Here is a 22,610-nt window from a genome sequence, read left to right on the forward strand (position 1 = left end):
GCAAACATGAAACCACTTAAGTTAACCATGCAAGCTTTTGGTCCGTTTGCTAATCAACAAGAAATTGATTTTACCTCGCTTGGTAGCAATCCGCTGTTCCTTATTAATGGCCCAACAGGCTCAGGGAAAACATCGATCCTTGATGCGATGAGTTTCGCACTTTATGGGGAAACGACTGGTGATGAACGTCAGGGGACGCAAATGCGCAGCGACCTTGCCAAGATTAATGTAGCGACGGAAGTGACCTTTGAATTCGCGCTGCAAGAAAAAATCTACCGCGTGATACGCTCACCAGAGCAAGAAGCGCCAAAAGCACGCGGTGAGGGAACCACGATGCGAAAGCACACTGCGGCCTTGTATCAAATCGGTGAAAACGACACACTGATTACCAGTAAAACGGCTCAAGTAAAAAGCGAGATCACGCAATTACTTGGCCTAAACGAAACGCAGTTCAGGCAAGTGATGGTTTTGCCTCAAGGTAAATTCCGTGAATTACTCCTCGCCAGCTCTAAAGATCGGGAAGACATCTTTGGGCAACTGTTCCAAACCGAAATCTATAAGAAGATTGAGTTTGCCTTAAAAGATAAAGCCAGCGCGATCAGCAAGGCAAAAAATGATTTTGATAATCAGATACGAGGTGCCTTAAATGTCGCGGAGGTAGAGAGCGAACCTCAATTAATCGCACTACTGGAATCAGAAAAGCAAAACCTCAATAGCGCACAAGAATCAGAGCTGAAAGCACGCACTGAACTCGACGGCAGAAAGCGTACTGAGCAGCAAGCCAATGCGCTAGTTTTGCGTTTCAAGCAAAAAGACCAAGCAAATCATGCTCTGAATGAACACCTTGCTAACGAGGCGAGTTATTTAGCCACAAAACAGCGTTTAGAAGCCGCTAAACGGGCCAATACACTGACGGTACCGTACCAACGCTGGAAACAAAATGCCCGCTTGGCTGATGAGCTCGTTGAGAGCGAACTCAGCCTAAAAGAGCAAGTAGAGCAATCTAAGCTTTCGCTAGACTCAGCAAGTAAGAAGCTTCAAACGGCCGAGTCTGACGCCAAAGAAATACCAAAACTGAACGATGAGTTGTACGCTTTGGAAACTGTTCAAAGCAAGTTGTTGGAGCGAGACCAACTTAGCGCCGCACTCAATCAATCAGCTAAAACGCTAGAAGAACAGAATCAAACTCTTGCCAAATACATTGCTTACAAAGACAAGCTCGCGAATGACCTTACGCTAGGCCAACAGCAACTTGAAGCGCTTAAAATCAGTGTCAGTGAAAAGCCGAAATTGGAATCTGAGTTAGAAAGTATTGCCCGTAAACAGCAAGATCTTACAAAGCTTGCCCAGATGCGAACTGAGCATAGCGCGCTAGAGGTGGTTTTACCTGAGCTGCAGCGTAAGATAGAGCACGAGAAAAAGATCTTAGATGAAAAGCAACTCTCGGCCGACCGCTTGGAGCTCAGCTGGCACCAAGCGCAAGCAGCAGTGCTAGCGCAAAAACTGCAAGACGGAGAGGCATGCCCAGTGTGCGGCAGCCACGAACACCCTTTACCTGCTGCGTTTGCTGGTGAAACTATCGATAAGCAGAGTGTCGATCTCGCACGAGAACAGCATAGGCGAGCATTGCATCAGTTTACTCAAGCTGAAAACCAACTCGCCCAACAGCAGATGCTCGTTAGCCGTTCTGAGAAACAGTTAAACGCATTTATTCAAGAGCTGGGGTTGGATAGCAATCTATCCATCGAGCCATTGGAGGCGCGTGCTCGCGAACTATCACAGCAACTCAATCAGTTGTCGACTATCGACTTAGCCGGGCAAGAAGCCAAGCTGGATGAGCTTGCGAAACGCTGCGAAAAAGGTGAGGCCGAGATTAATCAGGTTAGAGAGCAACTGGCGGCGACCAAAGCTCAACAAGGCGAGCTTGGTGCAAGGTTAGATGCTCTCAATACGCAACTCGATCCTAAGTTGGCAACCTTAGAATCGGTGCAAAATACGCAGCTCGAGTTTAAAAAGCGTGTTGAGTCACTCAGTCAGAACCTTGAACAAGCGAGTAGAAGTCAGCAGCAGGCGAGTACGCAGTACTCTACGTTGCAGGGACAGTTTGAGCAAACGACATTGCAATTAACAAAGGCCAAGCAACAACTGGCAGCAGACGAGCAGCAATGGCGTCAAGCGCTTGCTGAGACAGAGTTTACTGACGAACAAAGTTACTTGAATGCAAGTGCAAATGAGAGTCAGCTAGCGAGCTGGCAGAGTGAAGCCGAGTCGTTTACGCAAAATAAAATCAAGCTGGAACAGACGGTTGCTGATCTCTCACGTGAACTATCTGATCAAAGTGCGCCAGATATGGCCGCGATTCAAACAGAACGAGAAAAAGCCGAGCAAACTTATGGGGAAGTAAGAGCTCAACTGGATGCGGCGCGTTCAAAACATGAGCGATACGAAAAAGTGGCTCATGATATTGATAAGCTTCATGAGCAAAACGCACAACTAGAAAAAGAATATCAGGTATACGGGACCCTTTATGACGTCGCGAGTGGCAAAACCGGAAGTCGGGTTAGCTTGCACCGTTTTGTTCTTGGTGTATTGCTTGATGACGTACTTGTCCAAGCGTCACAACGATTGAGTTTGATGAGTAAAGGGCGCTATATCTTAATGCGTAAGACGGAAGGCTTTAAAGGCGCAGCAGGGCGAGGGTTAGATCTTATCGTTGAAGATGGGTATACCGGTAAAACGCGTGATGTCGCGACGCTATCTGGTGGAGAGTCATTTATGGCGGCACTTTCATTGGCGCTTGGTCTGTCGGACGTCGTTCAATCCTATAGCGGAGGTATTCGCTTAGAAACGCTGTTTATTGATGAAGGTTTTGGCAGTTTAGATCCCGAGTCTCTCGACCTCGCGATTCAAACGTTAATTGATTTACAACAGTCTGGACGAACGATTGGTCTTATTTCCCATGTGTCTGAACTAAAGGAGCAGATGTCTCAGCGCATCGATGTTGTGCCGAGCAAGTGGGGCAGCCAAGTAAATTTGGTTGCTATGTAGCTAACGTTTAAGTACGAACTTGTGGTGACTGGCTAATATATGTGCTAATTATTAATTGAATTAGCTGAAAAATATAAAAGCAAACTGAAGCAGTAAGTTAGTTGGATAGGGTGACAAATGGACGCATTTCGCGGAGCGATCCAAGAAACAGTCGATAAAATCTATCAATACGCAGAACCTAACCTAACTCTAGTAGGTTGGATGGGGCTACTCGGCTTTCCTACCTATTACTACGTTTGGAGTTATTTGTTCCCACAACCCTACGAAAGTTTAGGGTTGAGGCTGTTCTGTTCTCTGTTGTTTGCGGGAATCGCGTTTAGAAACTACCTTCCTGAGTACGCTCGTCGGCATATGCCGATCTATTACTTGTGCTCGATGACGATTTGCCTGCCATTTTTCTTCTTCTACATGATGTTAATGAACGAATGGTCCACTATTTGGGCTATGTCGTTCATGGCATCCGCTTTCCTGCACATACTGTTAGTGCACCAAACTAGGGTAGTCTTATCGCAAACCGCTATTGCGATAATCACTGCTTTCACCCTTGTTTATAACGCAGATTTTCATGCCGCACTACAAGACATTGTTTGGCCATATATTCCTATCTTCTTGTTTACCTACGTGTTTGGTACTTTGTTTTATTTTAGAAACCAGGTTGAGCACGAGAGTAAGGTATCCATTGCCAAGTCGTTTGGTGCGGGTATTGCTCACGAAATGCGTAACCCTCTCAGTGCGTTAAAGGCGTCACTGGAAGTATTGAGTTCTATTCTGCCAGCGGAAAAAGAGACCTATCAAAACGGTATTAAAATTTCTTCCCATGAGCTGTCTATGGCACGTGAGGTGCTTAGTGATGCCGATGAGGTGATTAAGAATGGTAACGAAGCGATCGATCTCCTGTTAACGTCCATTGATGAGAACCGAGTGTCAACGTCCACATTCAAAAAGCACTCAATCCAAGAGGTGATAGAAAACGCGCTGGATAGTTTCGCCTACAAAAGTGTGCGAGATAAGCAATCACTCAGCTTTAATGTTGAGCAGGATTTTGAATTTTTCGGCAGTGATACGCTGATAAAGTACGCTTTGTACAACCTACTTAAAAACGCTTTTTACTATCAGGCTGGAGTCGATTTTAAAATCTCGGTATCAATCAAACAGCTTGAACATAAAAACCAACTTGTATTTAGAGATAATGGCGTTGGAATTGAGCCTGAAGTTCTACAGCACATTTTTAAAGACTTCTATACATTCGGCAAGACAGGAAGCTATGGCCTTGGCCTTCCATTTTGCCACAAGGTCATGACTGCGGTTGGCGGCAAAATTGAATGCGAGTCCGTACCGGGAGAATGGACGGAGTTTACCTTAACCTTTCCCGAATATCGGTCTGAAATCGTTGATGTAATTAAGCATGATTTGTTGAAATCCAAATCAGTCTTGTATGTTGGCGGATCAGGTCTGATCCAGCGGATACTCAATGAACATTCGTTTTACAAAGGGTTTCGTATTGTAAGTGTGGATCTTAAATCGGCCAGCCAAAAACAAGAGTATGAGTTCGAATTCGACCTTATTTTCATCGATATGGACTCTGCTAGAAACGCCCCAGAGACGTTTGCTGACTTAGAGCACAGACTTCATTTTACCGAAGCTAGAGTGGTGCTTCTCTACAGTCCAGACGCCCAATACCCAGACAATATTGAACGACACTTAACGGTATACCCAATTGCTAAAGACAGAATGGAGCAATCAGCAGGAGCTGCGTTGGACGAGCTGTTTTTTGAGTCACCAGAGCCAAATCGCAATCTCATACCGAAAAAGATAGATCGCCACGGCAAAACTATCATGATCGCAGACGATAACCACTCTTTAAGAGCTTACACGTCGATTTTGCTCGAACAACAAGGCTTTGAGGTAATTCAGGTTCAAAACGGTCAAGAGGTGCTAGACAAGCTGCAGCAAAGCCCTGTTGACTTAGTTATTATGGATATCGAAATGCCATATTTGAATGGTTTTGAAGCGGCCAACGCAATTCGAAATTCAGCGACAGATTATGCAAATGTCCCGATACTTGGTCACACTGGGGACTCTACCTCTAATGCGATCGACAAGATCCAACAATCCGGAATGAACGACTATCTAATTAAGCCTGCTGGGTCTGGTGTATTACTGGATAAAATAGCGAATTGGATATAACCCTCAAATCATGAGTTTAATATGAGGGTTATCAGTTAATAACTATATATTTAGATAATATATAAGTTGGGTTGTTGATAAGCGAGAGCGCAGGCTGAAATTATTTTATCGGCTTGCGATTTAGTGACGCTGCTATTTAGTGAAAAACGAATGATGTTTTTATTTGGTGTCGTCGCTGGTTGGCAGAATACTGCTCCAAATACACCTTGTGACTCTAGGAAATCACGAACATTCTCTGTGTTTCTTTCATCGCCAGTTTCCAGTGTGACAATTTGAGAGTCGCTACGAATGGTTATTCCTAGCTTCACCAACTGCTGTTTTAAATAGCGGCTAATATTCTTTAAATCTTCTCGTTGTTTTGACTGGCCTTTAATCACTTCTAAGGTTTGATCCAATCTTTCTATCTCATAAGGTAACATTGCTGAGCTAAAAACGGCCGGGAATCCTACAAACGGGATACACTCATTAGCTTTGTTATTGCACCAGATTGCGCCAGCTCGATAGGCGAATGTTTTTGCCAAGCTGGCAGTCATAAAATCGACTTGATGACTGAGCTTTAGGCTTTTCAGCAAACCTTCACCTTGCTTACCGTGCGTACCGAGTGAGTGAGATTCATCGACCACAATGGCACAACCGTATTCCTTCGCAGTGAGCACGAGATCGATCAACGGAGCGACAGTCCCAATCGTGCTGTAGATAGAATCAACCAAAACAATGCCCGGGCCATGTCGTTTGAGCAGTTTGGTTAAGTGCTTCACATTATTATGCATAAACGGGTGAATGTTAGCCCCTGCAATTCGTGCCCCCTCCCACAATGACATGTGAGCGAAGAAATCTATGTAGACCTGAGTTTCACTGTCACAGATGGTTTGCAGCAAGGCTAAGTTGGCAGACCAACCAGACTGAGAAAGCAAGCATGAATGAAATCCGGTGAACTGGGCCAATTTGGTTTCAAGTTCGGGTTTACTTTCATCTTCTTGAAGAAACACGCCAGACATAAATGCTGTGGTTTCTTTGGCTTGGATTGCGTCAGTGTGACGTTGAATTATTTGTGGATGATTGGCTAGGTCTAGGTAATCATTACTTTGTAATACCAGATCTTTTTTATCTGGTTGATTACCAATGACTAGATGTTTTCCATTTTGATGGCAATTGACCAAGCGTTCTAAATGTCCCTCTATTTTTTGGTTAATGAATGAGGGTAAGGGAGGGCAAAGGTTTAGCGTATTCATATTAATATCCTTTAGTGGAAACCATGCGCCAGCTGACAAAGGAATATATGAATGAAATTTTATATTGTTTCTAGAGTGAATATTAAAGTTTTAGTGGTATGTTACAAATAAAAATATCAACTATAATGCATACAGGAATATTTCCCTAGGCTGTGGAAGCCTAGTTATATATAAATAGTAGCTATTAATTGACGGTTTGATTTCGTTTATCATCATCAAACAATTCCGGCCAATACATTCTGACATAGCCCACCGAAACCCAAATTACTAATCCGGTAGCCACACTAAGTTCGAATAAGCCAAACTTATGTAGCCAGTGCCATTGAGGATGATACTGCTCAAAAAAGCTTGTGAGTCTATGCATGGCTATCGCACTGATCACCGATGGAAAGGTCACAGCGGCAATCGATGGCTGAAACTTAAGCCTTAATAAGCGGATGTAACAAAGATAGATAAACAGCGTCATTGTGACAGCGATTCCAGCCAATGCACCGGTCAAAATTGGATCAGGTTCTGAAAAATTGACTAAGTAGGTCGCGAGCGTGAGGTTGATTGGCGCCGCCATGATTGCAAGCGTTGGCCTTGCACGTCTGGGTAACATGCCTTCAAACATGAGCCTATACAGCACCAGCGGCAGCATAAAGAAGTAGATAGTGATACAGGTGTTCACCAAGGTTTCTGAGAAAACCGTATGACCAAATTGGGTTCCTGCGAGCGAACTACTGATTAATCCAACAGGATACAGAAACCAGCTCGGAACCAAGTTACACATTTTAAAGTTGGTCAGTTGGAATCCAAAAAACATGATCGCCATAGTTAAGTGGAGCAGTAAAGCGGCAAACCAGAGAGGGTAGGCAATCATCGGAGAAATGACGGCGAGATAGTCACAAAGGATCAACAATGCCATCGTCATTGGAGCCATGAGACTGCCACTCAGTGGATGACGGATATCGTTGATAAAGGTGTTGAAATTGGTGAAATACTTAACCAACACAGGAAACAGAAGAATGGCGCCTAAGCCAGCTAAATAAGGACGAATAATAATCCCGACTTCCGGTATGTACAACGCCCAAGCATGACCCAAGCCTATCATTCCCAATGCCAATGCTGCTTGAGATGGGGGGACACTTTGAAATTGAGTTAAACGTCTCCAGTTCAACGAGGTATTCCTTTGCCTTGCGAGTAAATGCTCTAAATTTGGCTTGCGTTACTGAAAACACAAGCCAATTTTTAGCGGCTGATCATAGCAAGCCAAACGGTTGCGATGCAATTATCAATTAGCGTCGCGAGGGAGATCTTCTTGTCTTAACTTCTCATTTTTTAAAGTTCTGTGAAGTAACTGACTGTAAATTGGTTGTCCACCGAGCAGTTGAGCGAATATAACCGCGCCTAGACTGGTGATGATTAGCGGGAGAATTAAGTAATAATTGTTAGTCATTTCAATGACTAATAGAATGCCCGTAATGGGTGCTCTAACAGTGGCTGCAAATAAAGCACCCATTCCGGCAATGGCGAACATTCCTGGGTCTATCATCAGTTCAGGAAGCAGACCTTTCGCGATTAACCCAAACGCATAGCCAAATAAAGTTCCCAGTGCCAACATAGGAGCAAAGATACCGCCGGGAGCACCAGAACCAAAACAGATCATTGTCGTGGCGATACGCGCAACAAAGAGAATTAACAAAAAGCCTGCGGTGTAATCTCCTTTAGTAATGTTTGGGATAAGCGCGATGCCACCCCCAGTAATCTCGGGCATATACAACAGTGTTATGCCAAAACAACCACCAATTAAACTGCCTGTGATTAAGTAGCGTTTACGGTCGTTACGATGAATCCTTGCAAACATGTCTTGTGACAATGTCACTAGTCGATTAAAGACCACACCGAAGATGCCGAACATAATGCCCAGTAATAGAAATAGCCAGAGTGCAGGAAGTTCAGGCGGCTGATACTGAGGCATGGTAATGACAGCATGTTGACCATTGATGTAGCGAAAGACTATGTTCGCTGACACCGCAGAAATGATCACTGCTCTGATAGAGATAAGGGAGTAGCGGAACTGAGGTCTCATCTCCTCGACAACGAACATGATCCCCGCAAGAGGCGCGTTAAAAGCCGCAGCCAAGCCGCCGGCCGCACCAGAGGCGAGAAGGCTATGCCGAGTATCGTCGTTTTTTACGCGGAATATGTCCGTTACCATACGACCGATAGCGCCACCCATTTGGACAGTAGGACCTTCTCGTCCAAGCACCATGCCTGAGCCAAGTGCGCCCATACCACCAAAAAACTTAACTGGAATCACGCGCCACCAGCGAACAGGTCTGATGCCATCCATTGCGCCTTCAATTTCAGGAATGCCTGAGCCAGCCGCTTCTGGAGCAAAGCGGTGAACCAAAAAGTAACCCACGAATGCAAGAGCTGCGCTGATTAGGAACGCGGCAAGCCAGAGAGGAAGAGCACTGCCAATCGCTTCTTTGAGCCAATCAGTTCGAGTCTCTGACACGAAATGAACGGCGAGTTCAAATAAGGTCCCGACAAACCCGGCTAACACGCCAACCGCTAGTGACAGCAATAATACCGAAATGGGTGTCTTATCTTTAGAGAGAAATTGATTAATGGCATCCTTCGGCATGGTGGCAAGAAGGGATTGCTTAATTTTCTCTCTTTTGGTCATGGAAAGGGGCGCCTCGTATTATTTAGGGAAGGAAACTATTTACGCAAATTATACGCCTGTCTATAAGTAACTATAGCGCCAAGATTGCAATATTGATTTCCAAAATTGATGGCTAGCGAGTGAGAGAAAGATCAAAACTGCAATGAAAGGAAATTAGGAGCAGTATCACAATTCAATACAATGGGGAGGTGAGATTACCTTGCAAAATGGCGACTATAGACCATAGTTAAAGGGTAAGACATACCGAACCAACCCGCATGGAGGAAAACGTGTCTTACCTACAATTTGGATGGATTCAATTTAGTCAATTCAGATCCTCGTTTTTTATCAGGCGGCTTACATAGAGTACCTGATTCGCAGACTCACGATTGAGTAACGAGGGATAGGGCGCACTTGAATGTGCGCCTTTTGTCGTTTGAGGGGTAGCAATTAATCGACGAGGTTCGAGATCTGTTTAAGTACACCTTCCAACTGATCCCATGGAAGTAATTGGCTATCAATCACTTCAATCCTGCTCTCAAAACCTTCCAATGACATTTGATTGACCGATACAACACCATTGCTGACATTGAACGCGTAGCACCCTGAGTTGGTGTTCATAACCCCTTTGACACGCTCTGCCGTTATGTCAGATAGCACTGAGAAAAGATCATCGAAATTGAACTCAACTTCTGAGCCAAAGATCCAACCGCAGCTAAAGTAACCCTGCCCCTTGTTTTCTTTTCGAATGAAGCTTTGATTCGGTGGCAGTTGAAACTGCGGCTCCATTTCTGCGTGTTCATGATGGTGCGAAGCGACAGGACTTGTCTCTACTTCTGCATTTCGTCTAGGGCTATCCAGTAATTCGACTGGGAATCGGCCTTGCTTGACGAGCTGACTGAAGATCTTAGGAGGGTTTTGGTCTGTCACCCAATCATTAAACGCATCAATATCACTTACATGGCACTCGTCTACCTTGTTGCCAATAATAATGTCTGAGATGGCAAGTTGGTCTGTGAAGTTTGTGTTTTCAAGATACTTACTGTTAGATAAGTTACGTGGGTCGACGAGGCCAATGGTCGCACGCAGTTCGATGTAATCTTTAAACTGCTCAGATGTTAATGTCGCTAGCACTTTATGTGCGTGGCCTAATCCTGTTGGCTCAACAATCAGTCGATCAGGCTGTGTTCTTAGTAGTGCTGTGATTGCAACTGACATCGGGACGCCAGCAGCGCAGCACATACAACCTCCAGGAACTTCTTTAATCATCGCCCCCTGATCCGTCATCATTGCACCGTCAATGCCGATTTCACCAAACTCATTGACTAATACCGCCCAATTTTCATTTTCGGGTTTGTCTTTTAATAAGCTCAATATCGCGGTTGTTTTTCCTGTACCTAGGAAACCAGTGATAATGTTGGTTGGAATTCTCATTAGAAATATCTCGAGTCTGATGTTTGTTACACTATAACAAAAGTGGTTTTCAAATGAAGACAAAAAAGGGCAGTTTCATACTGCCCTTATTCTGTTAGCGTTTGTTTTTGAGATAACGCTTACGTCTCTCTTCTTTCTTCTTCGCCTTTTCTTCCGCTTTGCGAGTTGCTTCAATTTCAACTTCGATAAGCTCTTGGGTAATCATATCTGGAAGCTCTAAAGTGACTTGACCCAGTGTTCCATTGCGAAGCTCATGTAGCAGAATTTCAGAGCACTTATGCAAATCGACGCGGCCGCCCGCACGTAATGCACCTCGGCGTCGACCAATCTCTTCCATCAGTTCTATGTCGCTCTCAGGCAGTTCCTCGATTTGGTAACGCTCTTGTAAACGTTGTGGATAGGCTTTTGCGAGGTACTCAACCGTATAGAACGCGACTTCGTCGTATTCCATTGCGGTGTCTTTTACGGCACCAGTTGCGGCAAGACGAAATCCACTGTGTGGGTTTTCTACTTTCGGCCACAAAATTCCAGGCGTGTCTGAAAGGACAATGCCATTCTGTAAGTTGATTCGTTGCTGACGACGTGTCACAGCAGGTTGGTTTCCAGTTACGGCGACGCTTCGACCAGCGAGCGTATTAATAATGGTCGACTTGCCGACGTTGGGAATCCCCATAATCATGGTGCGAATATTCTTACCAATCTCTTCACGGTGAGGCGCTAGTTTACGGCAAAGTTCTAGAATCTTATTTACTTCTTGCACGTTAGACGTGGTAATCGCCATCGCTTTCACGTTGTTTTCTTTTTCGAAGTGTTCAATCCATAGCTCTGTGAGTTCTGGATCCGCGAGGTCACGCTTATTCAGCACTTTTACGACGGGTTTGTCACCGCGAAGTTCAGAGATCATAGGGTTTTCGCTACTGAACGGAATGCGGGCATCTAACACTTCAATAATGACGTCAACTTGTGGGATCGCTTCTTCGATTTCTTTGCGGGCTTTGTGCATGTGCCCAGGAAACCATTGGATAGACATAGGTAGGACCTTGGAATACTTGATTTTCGTTAATTGTAAGGGTTATCAACTAAGAGTAAAGCGCAATCCTAGCTTAGCGATAAAGCGTAACTATGCTTGCACAAAATTTCGTCAAACAGGTCAGTATGCATGAGCATTGCGTGAGGAATTTGGTGAGTCTAAAAAAGAGAAGCGAAATCAAGCAAATAAAGCGAAAAACGAAACGTTTCGATGTGATGGCCCAAATCCCCTAACTCACTGATAGACAAAATATAATCAGGACGCATTAAAATTCAGCAAACGTAAGATAAATTTATGAAAATGTGACATTCATATTTTGTCATATATTGAATTATGTATATATTCGCGTGCAACAAAAACTAATACATAAGTTTAGAAATGACTGTCAGTACTTCTTCCGCCCGTGAAACTCTATTAAACGACAACGAGCAACTTGTTTCGACCACTGACCTGAAAGGGGTCATAACCTACAGTAACGAAGCGTTTTGCCGCATCGCTGAATACTCGCAGCAAGAATTGTTAGGTCAAAACCACAACCTCGTTCGCCACAGTGATATGCCTAAAGCTGCGTTTGCGGACATGTGGGAGCGTCTGAAGCAAGGCAAAGCTTGGCGAGGTATAGTTAAGAACAGAACTAAGTCGGGTGGATATTACTGGGTCGATGCTTATGTCACGCCGATTTATGAAAACGGCCAAATGAGCGGTTATCAGTCGGTACGTGTCAAACCGAAAGCGGAGTGGGTAACCATTGCCGCTAAAGCTTATAAGGGCCTGATTAACGCAGAAAAATCCGGACGAAGCTGGTCTTTACAGATAAGCGACAGTGTTCGTTATGCTATTTTACTTGGCTCTCTTTCGGCACCGATGTTATCTAACCTAATGCAGATGGGCCAAGCGGCTTCTTGGTTGTGTAGTGTTCTGCCTCTTTCAGTGCTCGCTTTGCTGTTTAGGCAGGAATTGATCGATACACCGTCACAGCTAAAAAAGCTGCAAACCAAATTTGATAGTATTAGCCGCTTAGTGTATTCCGGTAACAGCAAGTTCTCTGTCGCAGATTTTCACATTAAGTTGCTGTCTGCAAGAATTAGAACGGTTTTGGGCCGTATGACGGATTCTGCTAAGCCTCTACAAGATCTAGCTGACAACTTAAGCGCGACGTCATATCAAGTCACTGAAGCGTTAGATCAGCAAACAAAAGACATTCTTCAAGTTCGTGAAGCGACTGAAGAGGTTGAAATTGCAGCAAATGAAGTGTCTAACAGTGCGCAAGAAGCTCACCAGATTGTTGATGTCACCATAGAAACTTGTGCCGGAGCGAAGGAAAGCATTCATCAAACGCACACCAATCTCGAAAACCTCAGTGCGCAGGCAGAAAAAGCGACACAAACCACTTATCACTTAAGCGAACAAGCACAAAACGTCAGCCAGATGATGGAAGAAATTGGCGGGATTGCTGAGCAAACGAACTTATTGGCGTTAAATGCAGCGATCGAAGCCGCTCGTGCTGGTGAGCAGGGACGAGGTTTTGCGGTGGTCGCAGACGAAGTGCGAGCATTGTCAGGGCGTACTTCTAACGCCACGGTACAGATTAAAGAAAGCATCGAAGCCATGCTTTCTACTATTGAAAGCTGGCAGAAAGAGATCATCACAAATCAAGAGCAAACGAATGAGTGTGGGGAAGTGGCCAAGCTAAGTGCAGATCGTTTATCTGAAGTTGAGACACTGATGACTTCTATGAGTGAGCTGATGAAAACGGTCGACAGTTCGGCGAGCCAGCAACGCCAGCTTTCTAGCAATGTTAATTTGCACATTCAGTCTATCGCATCAACAGCAGAGCAAAATTTAGCGGCGACACACTCCGTGAGAACCCATGCCACTGAATTGAAAGAACAGGTTAACGAGTTCTATCAGTTGGCCAAACGTTTTGAAGACAGATAGTTTTTAACATGATGGCCCCGCTAAAAAGCGGGGTTCATTGTTTTAGCCGTTAGCTTTATACAGGTATTTTTCGCAGGTGCTATCACTGAGCTTTTTGAGACACTGAGATATCGCGGCGACTATCACAAAGCCGAACAATAACCGCCCCCAAAATATTGACGTAAAATCTGCACCAATCAGCATCACCAATATCGTGTCTTCTATCATACTGTGAGCGAGGTTAAGCAACATGACCGCAGTAAAAACATCTTTAGCGGGAATGTGTCCTTTCTTCGCTTCGTTGATCAATAACCCGCCCCCAAAAGAGATGCCTAACGTGATCCCAACAATGGTCATGTTGGTTGCTTGAGGGCTAATACCGAGTACTTTTAAGATAGGTCTTAGCATCCATGCCATGACTTTTTCAATACCAAGCACTTTTAATAACTTTAGCGTGAATAAGAGACAAGCAACGATGATAAAAATCGCGATTAAGCTTTCTAACTGAGACCACGCCCATTCCAAGTAAGTCTGGCTGCCTTGGTTTTCAGGTGCCCATACAATCTGGGCTGAGTCTTGAAGCAAGTCGCCCCATTGATAGGTTTGATGCAACAGCCAAGCAAAAAGTAATCCGCCACCAAGCCTTACGAGCAACGTCATCATGAGCCCGACTCCAGCACGCTTCGCAACAGCCGCTTCGATGGGTAATGAGTGGGCAACGAGCATTAATGCACTAAGCACTGAGACTTGGGCAACGGTAAGTTCGGCGTTACTGTTCATAAAGATAAGCAGGCCCGCGTAAATATTGGTAAGCAGTGTGGTCGCCCATACCAGTCCCATCTCTTCAGGTAGCCCAAGAGCACCCATTAGAGGGGATAAGAATTCACTTAGTAAAGTAATCCCGCCCATTTCTTCAATTACCTTGATAACGAGAATGATGGGTATCATCAATTTGTATAGCGTCCAAGTTACGCCGATAATTTCGCGCCACAGCTCTTGGAAGAAACGTTGAACTTTGAACATATCCACTTTCCTTAATCATAAGTTCGATGGACAAATGGTAGGCAATCGTTGAGAAATATGATGACTTATATTAATCCTTTCCTGTTATTTATGTTTCCTATTTTGTATAAATAACTCATTAAATTTCGTAATTAATAAGGATTGGGAAATATATGGAAATTGACCGAATAGACAGGAAGATTCTCGCTATTTTGCAGGCCAACAATCGTATCGCCAATGTTGATCTTGCAGCGGAGGTAGGTCTATCTCCGCCGGCGTGCTTAAAGCGGGTCAAGAGACTTAGAGACGAGAAAGTGATCATTGGTGATGTAGCGCTTATCAATCCAGCGTTAGCGGGCAATAAGATGACTTTGTTGGTCTCGGTCGAGATGGAGAGGGATAGGGGAGACATTTACAGCGTGTTTCGTCAATCAGTAGAAAAAGCCCCCCGAGGTGACTCAGTGCTATCAGATTACTGGCGGATACGATTTTATGTTGGTGATTTCTGTGCCCGACATACAAGCATATGAGCGGTTTATCGAGAGAGTTTTGCATCAAGACAAAAACATTCGCAAATTCCACACTTCAGTATCGACCAAAACAGTCAAATTCAGTACTGGTGTGAACGTAGAAGAGCTCCCATAAAAAATGCCCCGCTAAACGAGCGGGGCATTTTAATATCGAGAAGCAGAGATTAAGCTAGAAGCTCTTTCGCTGTGTTTACTACGTTTTCTGTAGTGAAACCGAACATCTTGAATAGTTCACCTGCAGGTGCAGACTCACCAAATGTTGTCATACCGATGATACGACCGTCGAAACCAACGTACTTGTACCAGAAGTCAGCAATACCAGCTTCGATAGCAACACGTGCCGTTACGTCTGAAGGTAGAACTTCTTCGCGGTAAGCTGCGTCTTGCTTATCGAATGCGTCAGTTGCAGGCATAGATACTACGCGAACCTTCTTACCTTCAGCAGTTAGCTGTGCTGCTGCTTCAACTGCTAGCTCAACTTCAGAGCCTGTAGCGATAAGGATTAGCTCTGGCTTACCTTCACAATCTTTCAGGATGTAACCACCCTTCGCGATGTTAGCTACTTGCTCTTCGCTACGCTCTTGCTGTGCAAGGTTTTGACGAGAGAAGATTAGAGACGTTGGGCCGTCTTTACGTTCGATAGCCAGTTTCCATGCTACTGCAGACTCAACTTGGTCACATGGACGCCATGTGCTCATGTTTGGCGTTAGACGTAGAGAAGCCATTTGCTCAACTGGTTGGTGAGTAGGGCCATCTTCGCCAAGACCAATAGAGTCGTGCGTGTAAACTTGGATATTCTGAACTTTCATCAGAGCAGCCATACGCATTGCGTTACGTGCGTACTCCATGAACATTAGGAAAGTTGCGCCGTATGGTACGAAACCACCGTGCAGAGCGATACCGTTCATGATCGCTGTCATACCGAATTCACGTACACCGTAGTGGATGTAGTTACCTGCTGGATCTTCAGCAGAAACAGACTTAGAGCCAGACCACATGGTTAAGTTAGAAGGTGCAAGGTCAGCAGAGCCGCCTAGGAATTCTGGTAGCATAGCACCGAACGCTTCTAGTGCGTTTTGAGACGCTTTACGTGATGCGATGTTTGCTGGGTTAGCTTGAAGGTCAGCGATGATTGCGTTTGCTTTCTCTTCCCACTGCGCAGGTAGCTCACCGTTTACGCGGCGTTTGAATTCTGCTGCAAGCTCTGGATATGCTGCTTCATAAGCTGCAAGTTTCTCGTTCCACGCTGCTTCCTTAGCTGCGCCTGCTTCTTTCGCGTCCCACTGCGCGTAGACATCTTGCGGAATTTCAAAAGGACCGTGCTCCCAACCTAGCTCTTTACGTGTAGCTGCAATTTCTTCAGCGCCTAGTGGTGCACCGTGACAGTCGTGTGAACCAGATTTGTTTGGTGAACCAAAACCGATGATAGTTTTAGTACAAATCAGCGTAGGGCGAGGGTCAGCTTTCGCCGCAACGATGGCTGCGTTGATTGCTTCAGAATCGTGGCCGTCTACTGCTGGGATTACGTGCCAGCCGTACGCTTCAAAGCGTTTAGGCGTGTCGTCAGAGAACCAACCTTCAACTTCACCATCGATAGAGATGCCGTTGTCATCCCAGAACGCGATAAGCTTACCAAGACCTAGTGTACCTGCTAGAGAACACGCTTCGTGAGAGATACCTTCCATCAGACAGCCGTCACCCATGAATGCATAAGTGAAGTGGTCAACGATGTCGTGGCCTTCTTTGTTGAACTGTGCTGCAAGTGTCTTCTCAGCTAGCGCCATACCAACAGCGTTAGTGATACCTTGACCTAGTGGGCCCGTTGTAGTTTCGATACCCGGTGCATAACCGTACTCTGGGTGACCAGGAGTCTTAGAGTGAAGTTGACGGAAGTTCTTAAGATCTTCGATTGACAGCTCGTAGCCTGCTAGGTGAAGCAGAGAGTAAATCAGCATTGAGCCGTGGCCATTTGAAAGAACGAAACGGTCGCGGTCAGCCCACTCTGGGTTTGAAGGGTTGTGGTTTAGGTGGTCACGCCAAAGAACTTCAGCGATATCAGCCATACCCATAGGTGCGCCTGGGTGGCCAGAGTTTGCTTGTTGAACACCGTCCATGCTTAGCGCACGGATTGCATTAGCTAGATTTTTACGATCCATGATTCTTACCGATTTCTAATGTAAATATTGGATAGGAAATTGAAAGGGGAACGCAAACGTTCCCCTTTTGAGATTCTGTCGATTAAAGCTTAGCTTCAATCATTGCTTCAAGTTTGCCTTGGTCTACAGCGAAGTTGCGGATACCTTCTGCAAGCTTCTCAACAGCCATTGGGTCTTGGTTGTGATCCCATAGGAACTCAGCGTGAGTCATAGCTGCTGGGCGCTCTTTAGCACCTTTAGAGTCAACTAGCTTCTCTACTACGTCACCTTCTGCCGCTTCTAGTTCAGCAAGAAGTGCTGGCGCGATAGTTAGACGGTCACAGCCAGCAAGTTCTAGGATCTCGCCGATGTTACGGAAGCTTGCGCCCATTACTACAGTGTTGTAGCCGTACTCTTTGTAGTAGTTGTAGATGCTAGTTACAGATAGTACGCCTGGATCTTCTTGAGCTTCGAAGTCACGGCCTTCTTTCGCTTTGTACCAGTCCATGATACGACCAACGAATGGCGAGATTAGGAATACGCCAGCTTCAGCACATGCACGAGCCTGAGCGAAAGAGAATAGAAGAGTAAGGTTACAGTTGATGCCTTCTTTCTCTAGGATTTCAGCTGCGCGGATACCTTCCCAAGTAGAAGCCAGTTTGATAAGGATGCGATCGTTAGTGATGCCTGCATCGTTGTACATCTTAACAAGCTGACGAGCTTTCGCTACGCTGCCTTCCATGTCGTAAGAAAGACGAGCATCTACTTCTGTAGAGATACGACCTGGAATAGTTTTTAGGATTTCTTTACCGATGTTGACCGCTAGCATGTCACAAGTATCTTGAACCTGCTGAGCTTTGTCGTCGCTTTGCGCTTTAGCGTACTCAATTGAAGCATCGATAAGAGGAGCATACTCTTCGATTTGAGCTGCCTTAAGAATCAGAGAAGGGTTAGTTGTTGCATCTTCTGGCTGGTACTTTTTGATTGCATCAATTTCACCAGTGTCCGCTACTACAGTCGTTAGTTTACGAAGTTGCTCTAATTTGTTGCTCATTCCGATCATCCTATTTCATGGGCCTTATACATGCATATTGCGATGTATATAGAGTGCATTTGCAAGCGAGTTAATCAGTAGTGTAGTTGGAGATTCCACCAATTAACTTTAAACTTTTTGACGTTGGAGCATGTGTTGTGAACATTTGCTCTAACGTTGAGTAAATGATGTGTTCATATTTATCTTATCCAGCCTGAAAGTCAATGTGTAAGTCGTGGTTATAGTGACATTCATCAACTATTTTTTTGCTCCCCTGCACAGTTAGTTGGTTATAAACGTTTGCTTAAGTAGGGCGAGGCTTTGAAAGACGAGAAAAGGTGCAAAATGTGACCTGAGAATATGTAAACCTAATGAGCAAATGTTGCATTTAAATAGTGCTGTGACATATGCTACGAGCATGAGCACATGTTAAGTGCTATTTGCCACTAGGAATACAATTATGAGTAAAACTCAGCAGGATATTTCCGACGATAACGCTGATCTGTTAACAGAAGTCTCGGTTGCTTACTACCAAGATGGGGCAACGCAAGAAGAAATTTCAAAAAAGTTTGCTGTTTCACGCGCTAAGGTCGGCCGGATGCTCAAGCAGGCAAGGGACGAAGGCATTGTCGAGATCACAGTTAAATACCACCCGGTGTTTAGCGCCAAGATTGAACAGCGCCTAATCGAAAGATTTGGTGTTAAACGCGCTTTAATTGCACTCGACCAACCCGTAGAAGATCAACAGCGCCAACTCGTTGCTGGCTTGGTATCTAAATATATGGCCAGCTCAATTCAAAACGGCGCTGTAGTGACCGTTGGGCAAGGCCGAAATGTTTCCGCGGTTGCCCATCATGTTGGCGTTATTCCACAAAGGGATGTTAAGTTTGTTTGCGGTATCGGTGGTATTCACCCGCGTGGGGGTATGTACAACGCTGACCATATTTGCCGTCAGTTTGCTAAAAGCTACGGTGGTACGTCAGAAACTCTGTATGCGCCCGCCTATGCGGAGAACCGAGAGCAAAAGCTTGCCTTCATGCAGAATGCGACGGTTAAGCAAACCCTCGATTTAGCGCGCAAAGCAGATATTGCTTTAGTGGGTATCGGCGATATGAGCGAAAACAGTTACATGGTAGATTTGGGCTGGTTTACTGCCGACGAAGTGGTGCAATCTCGCATGAATCAGGGCGTGGTCGGTGACTTCGCTGGCTATGACTTTTTCGACATTAAAGGTGATTCAGCGAAAACGGTAATGAGCGACCGCGTTATCGGGTTGAGTATCGATGAATTTAGACCTATTCAAGAGGTGATTGCTATCGCGGCTGAAAACAGTAAACCGTTAGCACTGCTTGGCGCTCTGAGAACCGGAGTCATTGATGTGATTGCAACTAGCGTAAGTAACGCGTTAACGGTACTTAACCTTGATGAACAAATGATGCCATGAGTCTAACAAGCGCAGGTTACGTAACCTGCGTTTTTAGCTGTAATTTTACGCGCGCATTTTCTTTTATTAACTCAATGATTGCGCGGATTCGGGCGGGTACTTGTGTGCCAAAGTTGTGAACGATCCATACTGGAGCACTGAGCTTAACTTGGTTACTCGTGAGCTTTATTAAATGACCGCTTTCAAGTTCTTCCTTTATTGCCAATATAGGTAAACAAGCTATCCCCAACCCCGACAGCGCCATCATGCGTATCGTTGGAACACTGTCGCCGATACGAGTAGATTGAAAACGATAAATGGTGTGCTGGCTGTTAAGGGGAAACTTTCGCTCTACGTTAATCCCTTCCCACTGATTTGCAATGTAGTCATGTTCAGTCAATTCAGTTTCTGTAATTGGCAGAGACAAGTTTCTTTTTTCGATATATTCAGGTGAACAACATAAAACTTGTTCTAGTTCGCCAATTTTGATGGCGCGTGATGTTGAGTCAGGTAATTGACCGACGGTGATCGCGAGGTCAAGGTATTTATCGATCAGATTCATTCGCATGTCGCTGGCATAAAGCCGAGGTTCTATACGAGGGTGTTGTTTGACGAGCTCACACATAGACGGACCGATAATGTGCGTCATGAGCGTATGCGGCGAAGTTATTGCAATTGTACCCGCCAGATCCGTGTCAGAATTTCGGACTTCTTCCTCTGCTAGCGACAACAGCTTTTTCATTTCTAGGCACCGCTGGTAATAGCGTTGCCCTGATAGGGTGAGCGACTGACGACGAGTTGTCCTGGTTAATAACTTCACTCCTAAGTGTTGCTCCAAACTTTGTAGGTGATGGCTAAGTACGGATTTCGATACATCGAGTTCGTCAGCAGCCTTTGTCATAGACCCGGATTCGACTATTTGTGCAAACACCAACATGCGGTGAAAATCAGATTTCATGATTTGATTGTTCTATTTAATAGAATTATATGTCAGATAGTAATGTATTTATCATTTAATCTAAACAATTAAACTCTCTTTCGAACTCAAGAAAACAGACAAAAGGAGAGAGTTATGAGTATTTTGGTTCAATTTAAACTTAGCCATTCACTGGAAAATACCTCGGTTATTAAAGACTTTTTTACTGAGATTCTACCTGACACGCTGAAGTTCGAAGGTAACTTGAGTGCCAACTTGTATGAGCAAATTCAGGGTGACCGTCAATTGGTCTTACTGGAAGAGTGGCTAAGTCCTCAGCATTTTGAGAAATACATTGCTTGGCGTAAAGACATCGGCGATTTCGATCAACTAGGTACGATGTTAACTGAGGCACCTGAAATCAGTATATTGTCGAAGGAAGTCTGATGAATATTATCTGGAGCCCTGATTCAGTACCTGCACCAGCTGCTAACTACCACCAATGTGCGATAGTTCCTCCTGGGGCAACTTGGTTGCATGTCGCTGGTCAGTTAGGGATTTCCGATAATGGTGCCGTACCTGATAGCGCTGAAGATCAAATTGTCTTAGCTTGGCGAAACCTACGAGGAGTTTTACAAGCGAATAACATGGACATACAGGATTTGGTCAGTGTCAGGATTTATTTGGTTAGTAGGAGTGATTTACCGGAATATCAAAGGGCGAAACAACGTCTATCATTCGATGTTGGAGGATTAGCCACAACCTTGCTGTTCGTAAATGGTCTGTTTGACGAAAAATGGAAAGTAGAGATTGAAGCAGAGGCTGCGAAGCGATTTTAAGTAATAGTCGCTATTGCAGAAAGCTTGACTATTAAGGCAGCGATAAGCTGCCTTATTTCCCGTTTTTTTAGTTGATCGGTAAAGCCGTATCTGCTCCCCATTCAGTCCAAGAACCGTCATACACGGCAAGATTATGGTAGCCCGAAAGGTGAGCGGCAAGTAATACGATACACGCTGTAACACCAGAACCGCAGCTAAACAAGGTTTGCTTTACCTGAGTCGATAGCACATCTTGAAGAATGGATTTCAGCTCTTCGACGGATTTCATTTTGTGCCCGTCCATCAGTTCAATGAAAGGCTGGCAAACGGAGTTGGGGATATGTCCACTGCGAATACCTGGTCTAGGCTCGGCGACTTCGCTGTTGAACCTTGCGCGAGAGCGGGCATCAACCGTTAAGCTATCGTGATTGTCGATTTGGTTTAATACGTAATCGGCATTGACGAAGAAGTTTCGATTGAGCTGTCCCACAAAATCCCCTTTAGATTGAGCGACATGATAAGCCGTAGTTGTCACAAAACCTGCCGCTTTCCACTCTGTTAAACCACCATCTAAAATGTAAACCTCTTTATGTCCCATAGCGCGAAACATCCACCAAGCGCGAGGGGATGCGAATGTACCGCTATTATCATAAACAACGATCACTGAATCGTTATTTATCCCCATAGCTTGTGCAAGTGAATTAAACCGTTCTTCACTTGGCATCATATGAGGGAGGGTTGCATCGGGGTCGCAAAACTCTTTGTCGTAATCAAACCTGAGTGACTGAGGAATGAGATTGGATGTGTCTTTGTCTACTTCACCTGGGATTTGGAATTCAATGCTAGTATCAAGAACGATTAAGCTTGGGTTGCTCAGTTGCTGGTTAAGCCATTGCGGGGTAACGAGAGGCGACATACAGATTCCTTGTTTTATTTATTGTTTGCACTCCAAAACTGTATACGAAACAACATCAGAAAAGAATCCCTGTTTCTTTTCTATGGTCACTTTTGAACTTTCTGGGCAATCTAATTGAGCACGGAAGGGAATCAATAAACTCTCGCCTGACTCTGTGGTGACGTTGAGGTATTTTCGCTGGCCATCCAGCGACTGGGTCAGAGTTTGTGAGGTAACAACGGCGAGAAGTCTTTCTGGTGTACGTTGTGGTTTAAGCATCAACAAAGTGACAAGCAGCGCGATAGATACAAAAAAAGCGATAAGAAAGACTCTAGGATTATTCATCAAACTTATCGC

17 protein-coding genes and 1 pseudogene are annotated in these 22,610 nt (G+C 44.9%); 7 read left to right on the plus strand and 11 right to left on the minus strand.

Annotated features, from left to right (window positions below):
* Positions 1–6: 6 nt before the first annotated feature.
* Positions 7–3,048, plus strand: coding sequence for an AAA family ATPase (locus tag RH45_RS08085; RefSeq protein ID WP_008075926.1), 3,042 nt, complete (start codon positions 7–9; stop codon positions 3,046–3,048).
* Positions 3,049–3,165: 117 nt separating this feature from the next.
* Positions 3,166–5,235: an ATP-binding response regulator gene (locus RH45_RS08090; RefSeq protein WP_008075928.1), complete on the plus strand. Its 2,070-nt coding sequence runs from the start codon at positions 3,166–3,168 to the stop codon at positions 5,233–5,235.
* Between the two features lie 50 nt (positions 5,236–5,285).
* Here the strand turns inward: RH45_RS08090 and cqsA are convergent, their stop codons facing one another.
* The 5 genes from cqsA to ylqF form a co-directional block, all read right to left on the minus strand.
* Positions 5,286–6,467 (minus strand): alpha-hydroxyketone-type quorum-sensing autoinducer synthase, encoded by a 1,182-nt coding sequence (gene cqsA, locus RH45_RS08095; RefSeq protein WP_008075930.1) that lies wholly within the window; start codon positions 6,465–6,467, stop codon positions 5,286–5,288.
* Positions 6,468–6,651: 184 nt separating this feature from the next.
* Positions 6,652–7,626, minus strand: a complete 975-nt coding sequence (locus RH45_RS08100; RefSeq protein ID WP_008075931.1) for a TDT family transporter — start codon at positions 7,624–7,626, stop codon at positions 6,652–6,654.
* Positions 7,627–7,740: 114 nt separating this feature from the next.
* Positions 7,741–9,141 carry a H(+)/Cl(-) exchange transporter ClcA gene (gene clcA, locus RH45_RS08105; protein WP_008075933.1) on the minus strand — a complete coding sequence of 467 codons (1,401 nt, stop codon included), beginning with the start codon at positions 9,139–9,141 and terminating at the stop codon, positions 7,741–7,743.
* 429 nt (positions 9,142–9,570) lie between these two features.
* A complete protein-coding gene (locus tag RH45_RS08110; RefSeq protein WP_008075935.1) occupies positions 9,571–10,554 on the minus strand; it encodes a CobW family GTP-binding protein in 984 nt (327 codons plus the stop codon).
* A 94-nt stretch (positions 10,555–10,648) separates the two neighbouring features.
* Positions 10,649–11,584 (minus strand): ribosome biogenesis GTPase YlqF, encoded by a 936-nt coding sequence (gene ylqF, locus RH45_RS08115; protein ID WP_008075937.1) that lies wholly within the window; start codon positions 11,582–11,584, stop codon positions 10,649–10,651.
* 378 nt (positions 11,585–11,962) lie between these two features.
* Here ylqF and RH45_RS08120 point away from each other — a divergent pair, with 378 nt between their 5' ends.
* Positions 11,963–13,522 carry a methyl-accepting chemotaxis protein gene (locus RH45_RS08120; RefSeq protein WP_008075940.1) on the plus strand — a complete coding sequence of 520 codons (1,560 nt, stop codon included), beginning with the start codon at positions 11,963–11,965 and terminating at the stop codon, positions 13,520–13,522.
* A 42-nt stretch (positions 13,523–13,564) separates the two neighbouring features.
* Here RH45_RS08120 and RH45_RS08125 read toward each other — a convergent pair whose 3' ends face one another.
* Entirely contained in the window at positions 13,565–14,524 is a 960-nt protein-coding gene (locus tag RH45_RS08125) for a hypothetical protein (RefSeq protein WP_008075942.1), read from the minus strand.
* A gap of 152 nt (positions 14,525–14,676) precedes the next feature.
* Between RH45_RS08125 and RH45_RS08130 the strand changes: the two are divergent.
* A pseudogene (locus RH45_RS08130) lies at positions 14,677–15,148 on the plus strand (Lrp/AsnC family transcriptional regulator).
* Between the two features lie 49 nt (positions 15,149–15,197).
* Here the strand turns inward: RH45_RS08130 and tkt are convergent.
* Entirely contained in the window at positions 15,198–17,189 is a 1,992-nt protein-coding gene (tkt, locus tag RH45_RS08135; RefSeq protein ID WP_008075946.1) for a transketolase, read from the minus strand.
* 82 nt (positions 17,190–17,271) lie between these two features.
* On the minus strand, positions 17,272–18,222 hold the full coding sequence (gene tal / locus RH45_RS08140; protein WP_008075948.1) for a transaldolase: 951 nt from the start codon (positions 18,220–18,222) through the stop codon (positions 17,272–17,274).
* A 439-nt stretch (positions 18,223–18,661) separates the two neighbouring features.
* Here tal and RH45_RS08145 point away from each other — a divergent pair, with 439 nt between their 5' ends.
* Complete coding sequence (locus tag RH45_RS08145; protein ID WP_008075950.1) at positions 18,662–19,645, plus strand: sugar-binding transcriptional regulator; 984 nt, start codon at positions 18,662–18,664, stop codon at positions 19,643–19,645.
* A gap of 16 nt (positions 19,646–19,661) precedes the next feature.
* Here RH45_RS08145 and RH45_RS08150 read toward each other — a convergent pair whose 3' ends face one another.
* Positions 19,662–20,582, minus strand: a complete 921-nt coding sequence (locus RH45_RS08150) for a LysR family transcriptional regulator (protein WP_008075956.1) — start codon at positions 20,580–20,582, stop codon at positions 19,662–19,664.
* A gap of 114 nt (positions 20,583–20,696) precedes the next feature.
* Between RH45_RS08150 and RH45_RS08155 the strand changes: the two genes are divergently transcribed.
* Together RH45_RS08155 and RH45_RS08160 are read left to right on the plus strand one after the other, a co-directional pair.
* Positions 20,697–20,987 carry a putative quinol monooxygenase gene (locus RH45_RS08155; protein ID WP_008075957.1) on the plus strand — a complete coding sequence of 97 codons (291 nt, stop codon included), beginning with the start codon at positions 20,697–20,699 and terminating at the stop codon, positions 20,985–20,987.
* The gene (locus RH45_RS08160) at positions 20,984–21,379 is read left to right on the plus strand and encodes a Rid family hydrolase (protein ID WP_174263526.1); all 396 of its coding nucleotides are present in this window, start codon (positions 20,984–20,986) and stop codon (positions 21,377–21,379) included. The genes RH45_RS08155 and RH45_RS08160 overlap by 4 nt, the downstream gene beginning before the upstream one ends.
* 67 nt (positions 21,380–21,446) lie before the next feature.
* Here the strand turns inward: RH45_RS08160 and RH45_RS08165 are convergent, their stop codons facing one another.
* Together RH45_RS08165 and RH45_RS08170 are read right to left on the minus strand one after the other, a co-directional pair.
* Positions 21,447–22,274, minus strand: a complete 828-nt coding sequence (locus RH45_RS08165; RefSeq protein ID WP_008075959.1) for a sulfurtransferase — start codon at positions 22,272–22,274, stop codon at positions 21,447–21,449.
* 18 nt (positions 22,275–22,292) lie between these two features.
* Positions 22,293–22,598 carry a hypothetical protein gene (locus tag RH45_RS08170; protein WP_008075960.1) on the minus strand — a complete coding sequence of 102 codons (306 nt, stop codon included), beginning with the start codon at positions 22,596–22,598 and terminating at the stop codon, positions 22,293–22,295.
* Between the last annotated feature and the right edge of the window lie 12 nt (positions 22,599–22,610).

This window comes from Vibrio sinaloensis DSM 21326, from assembly GCF_000189275.1.
Lineage (GTDB): Bacteria > Pseudomonadota > Gammaproteobacteria > Enterobacterales > Vibrionaceae > Vibrio > Vibrio sinaloensis.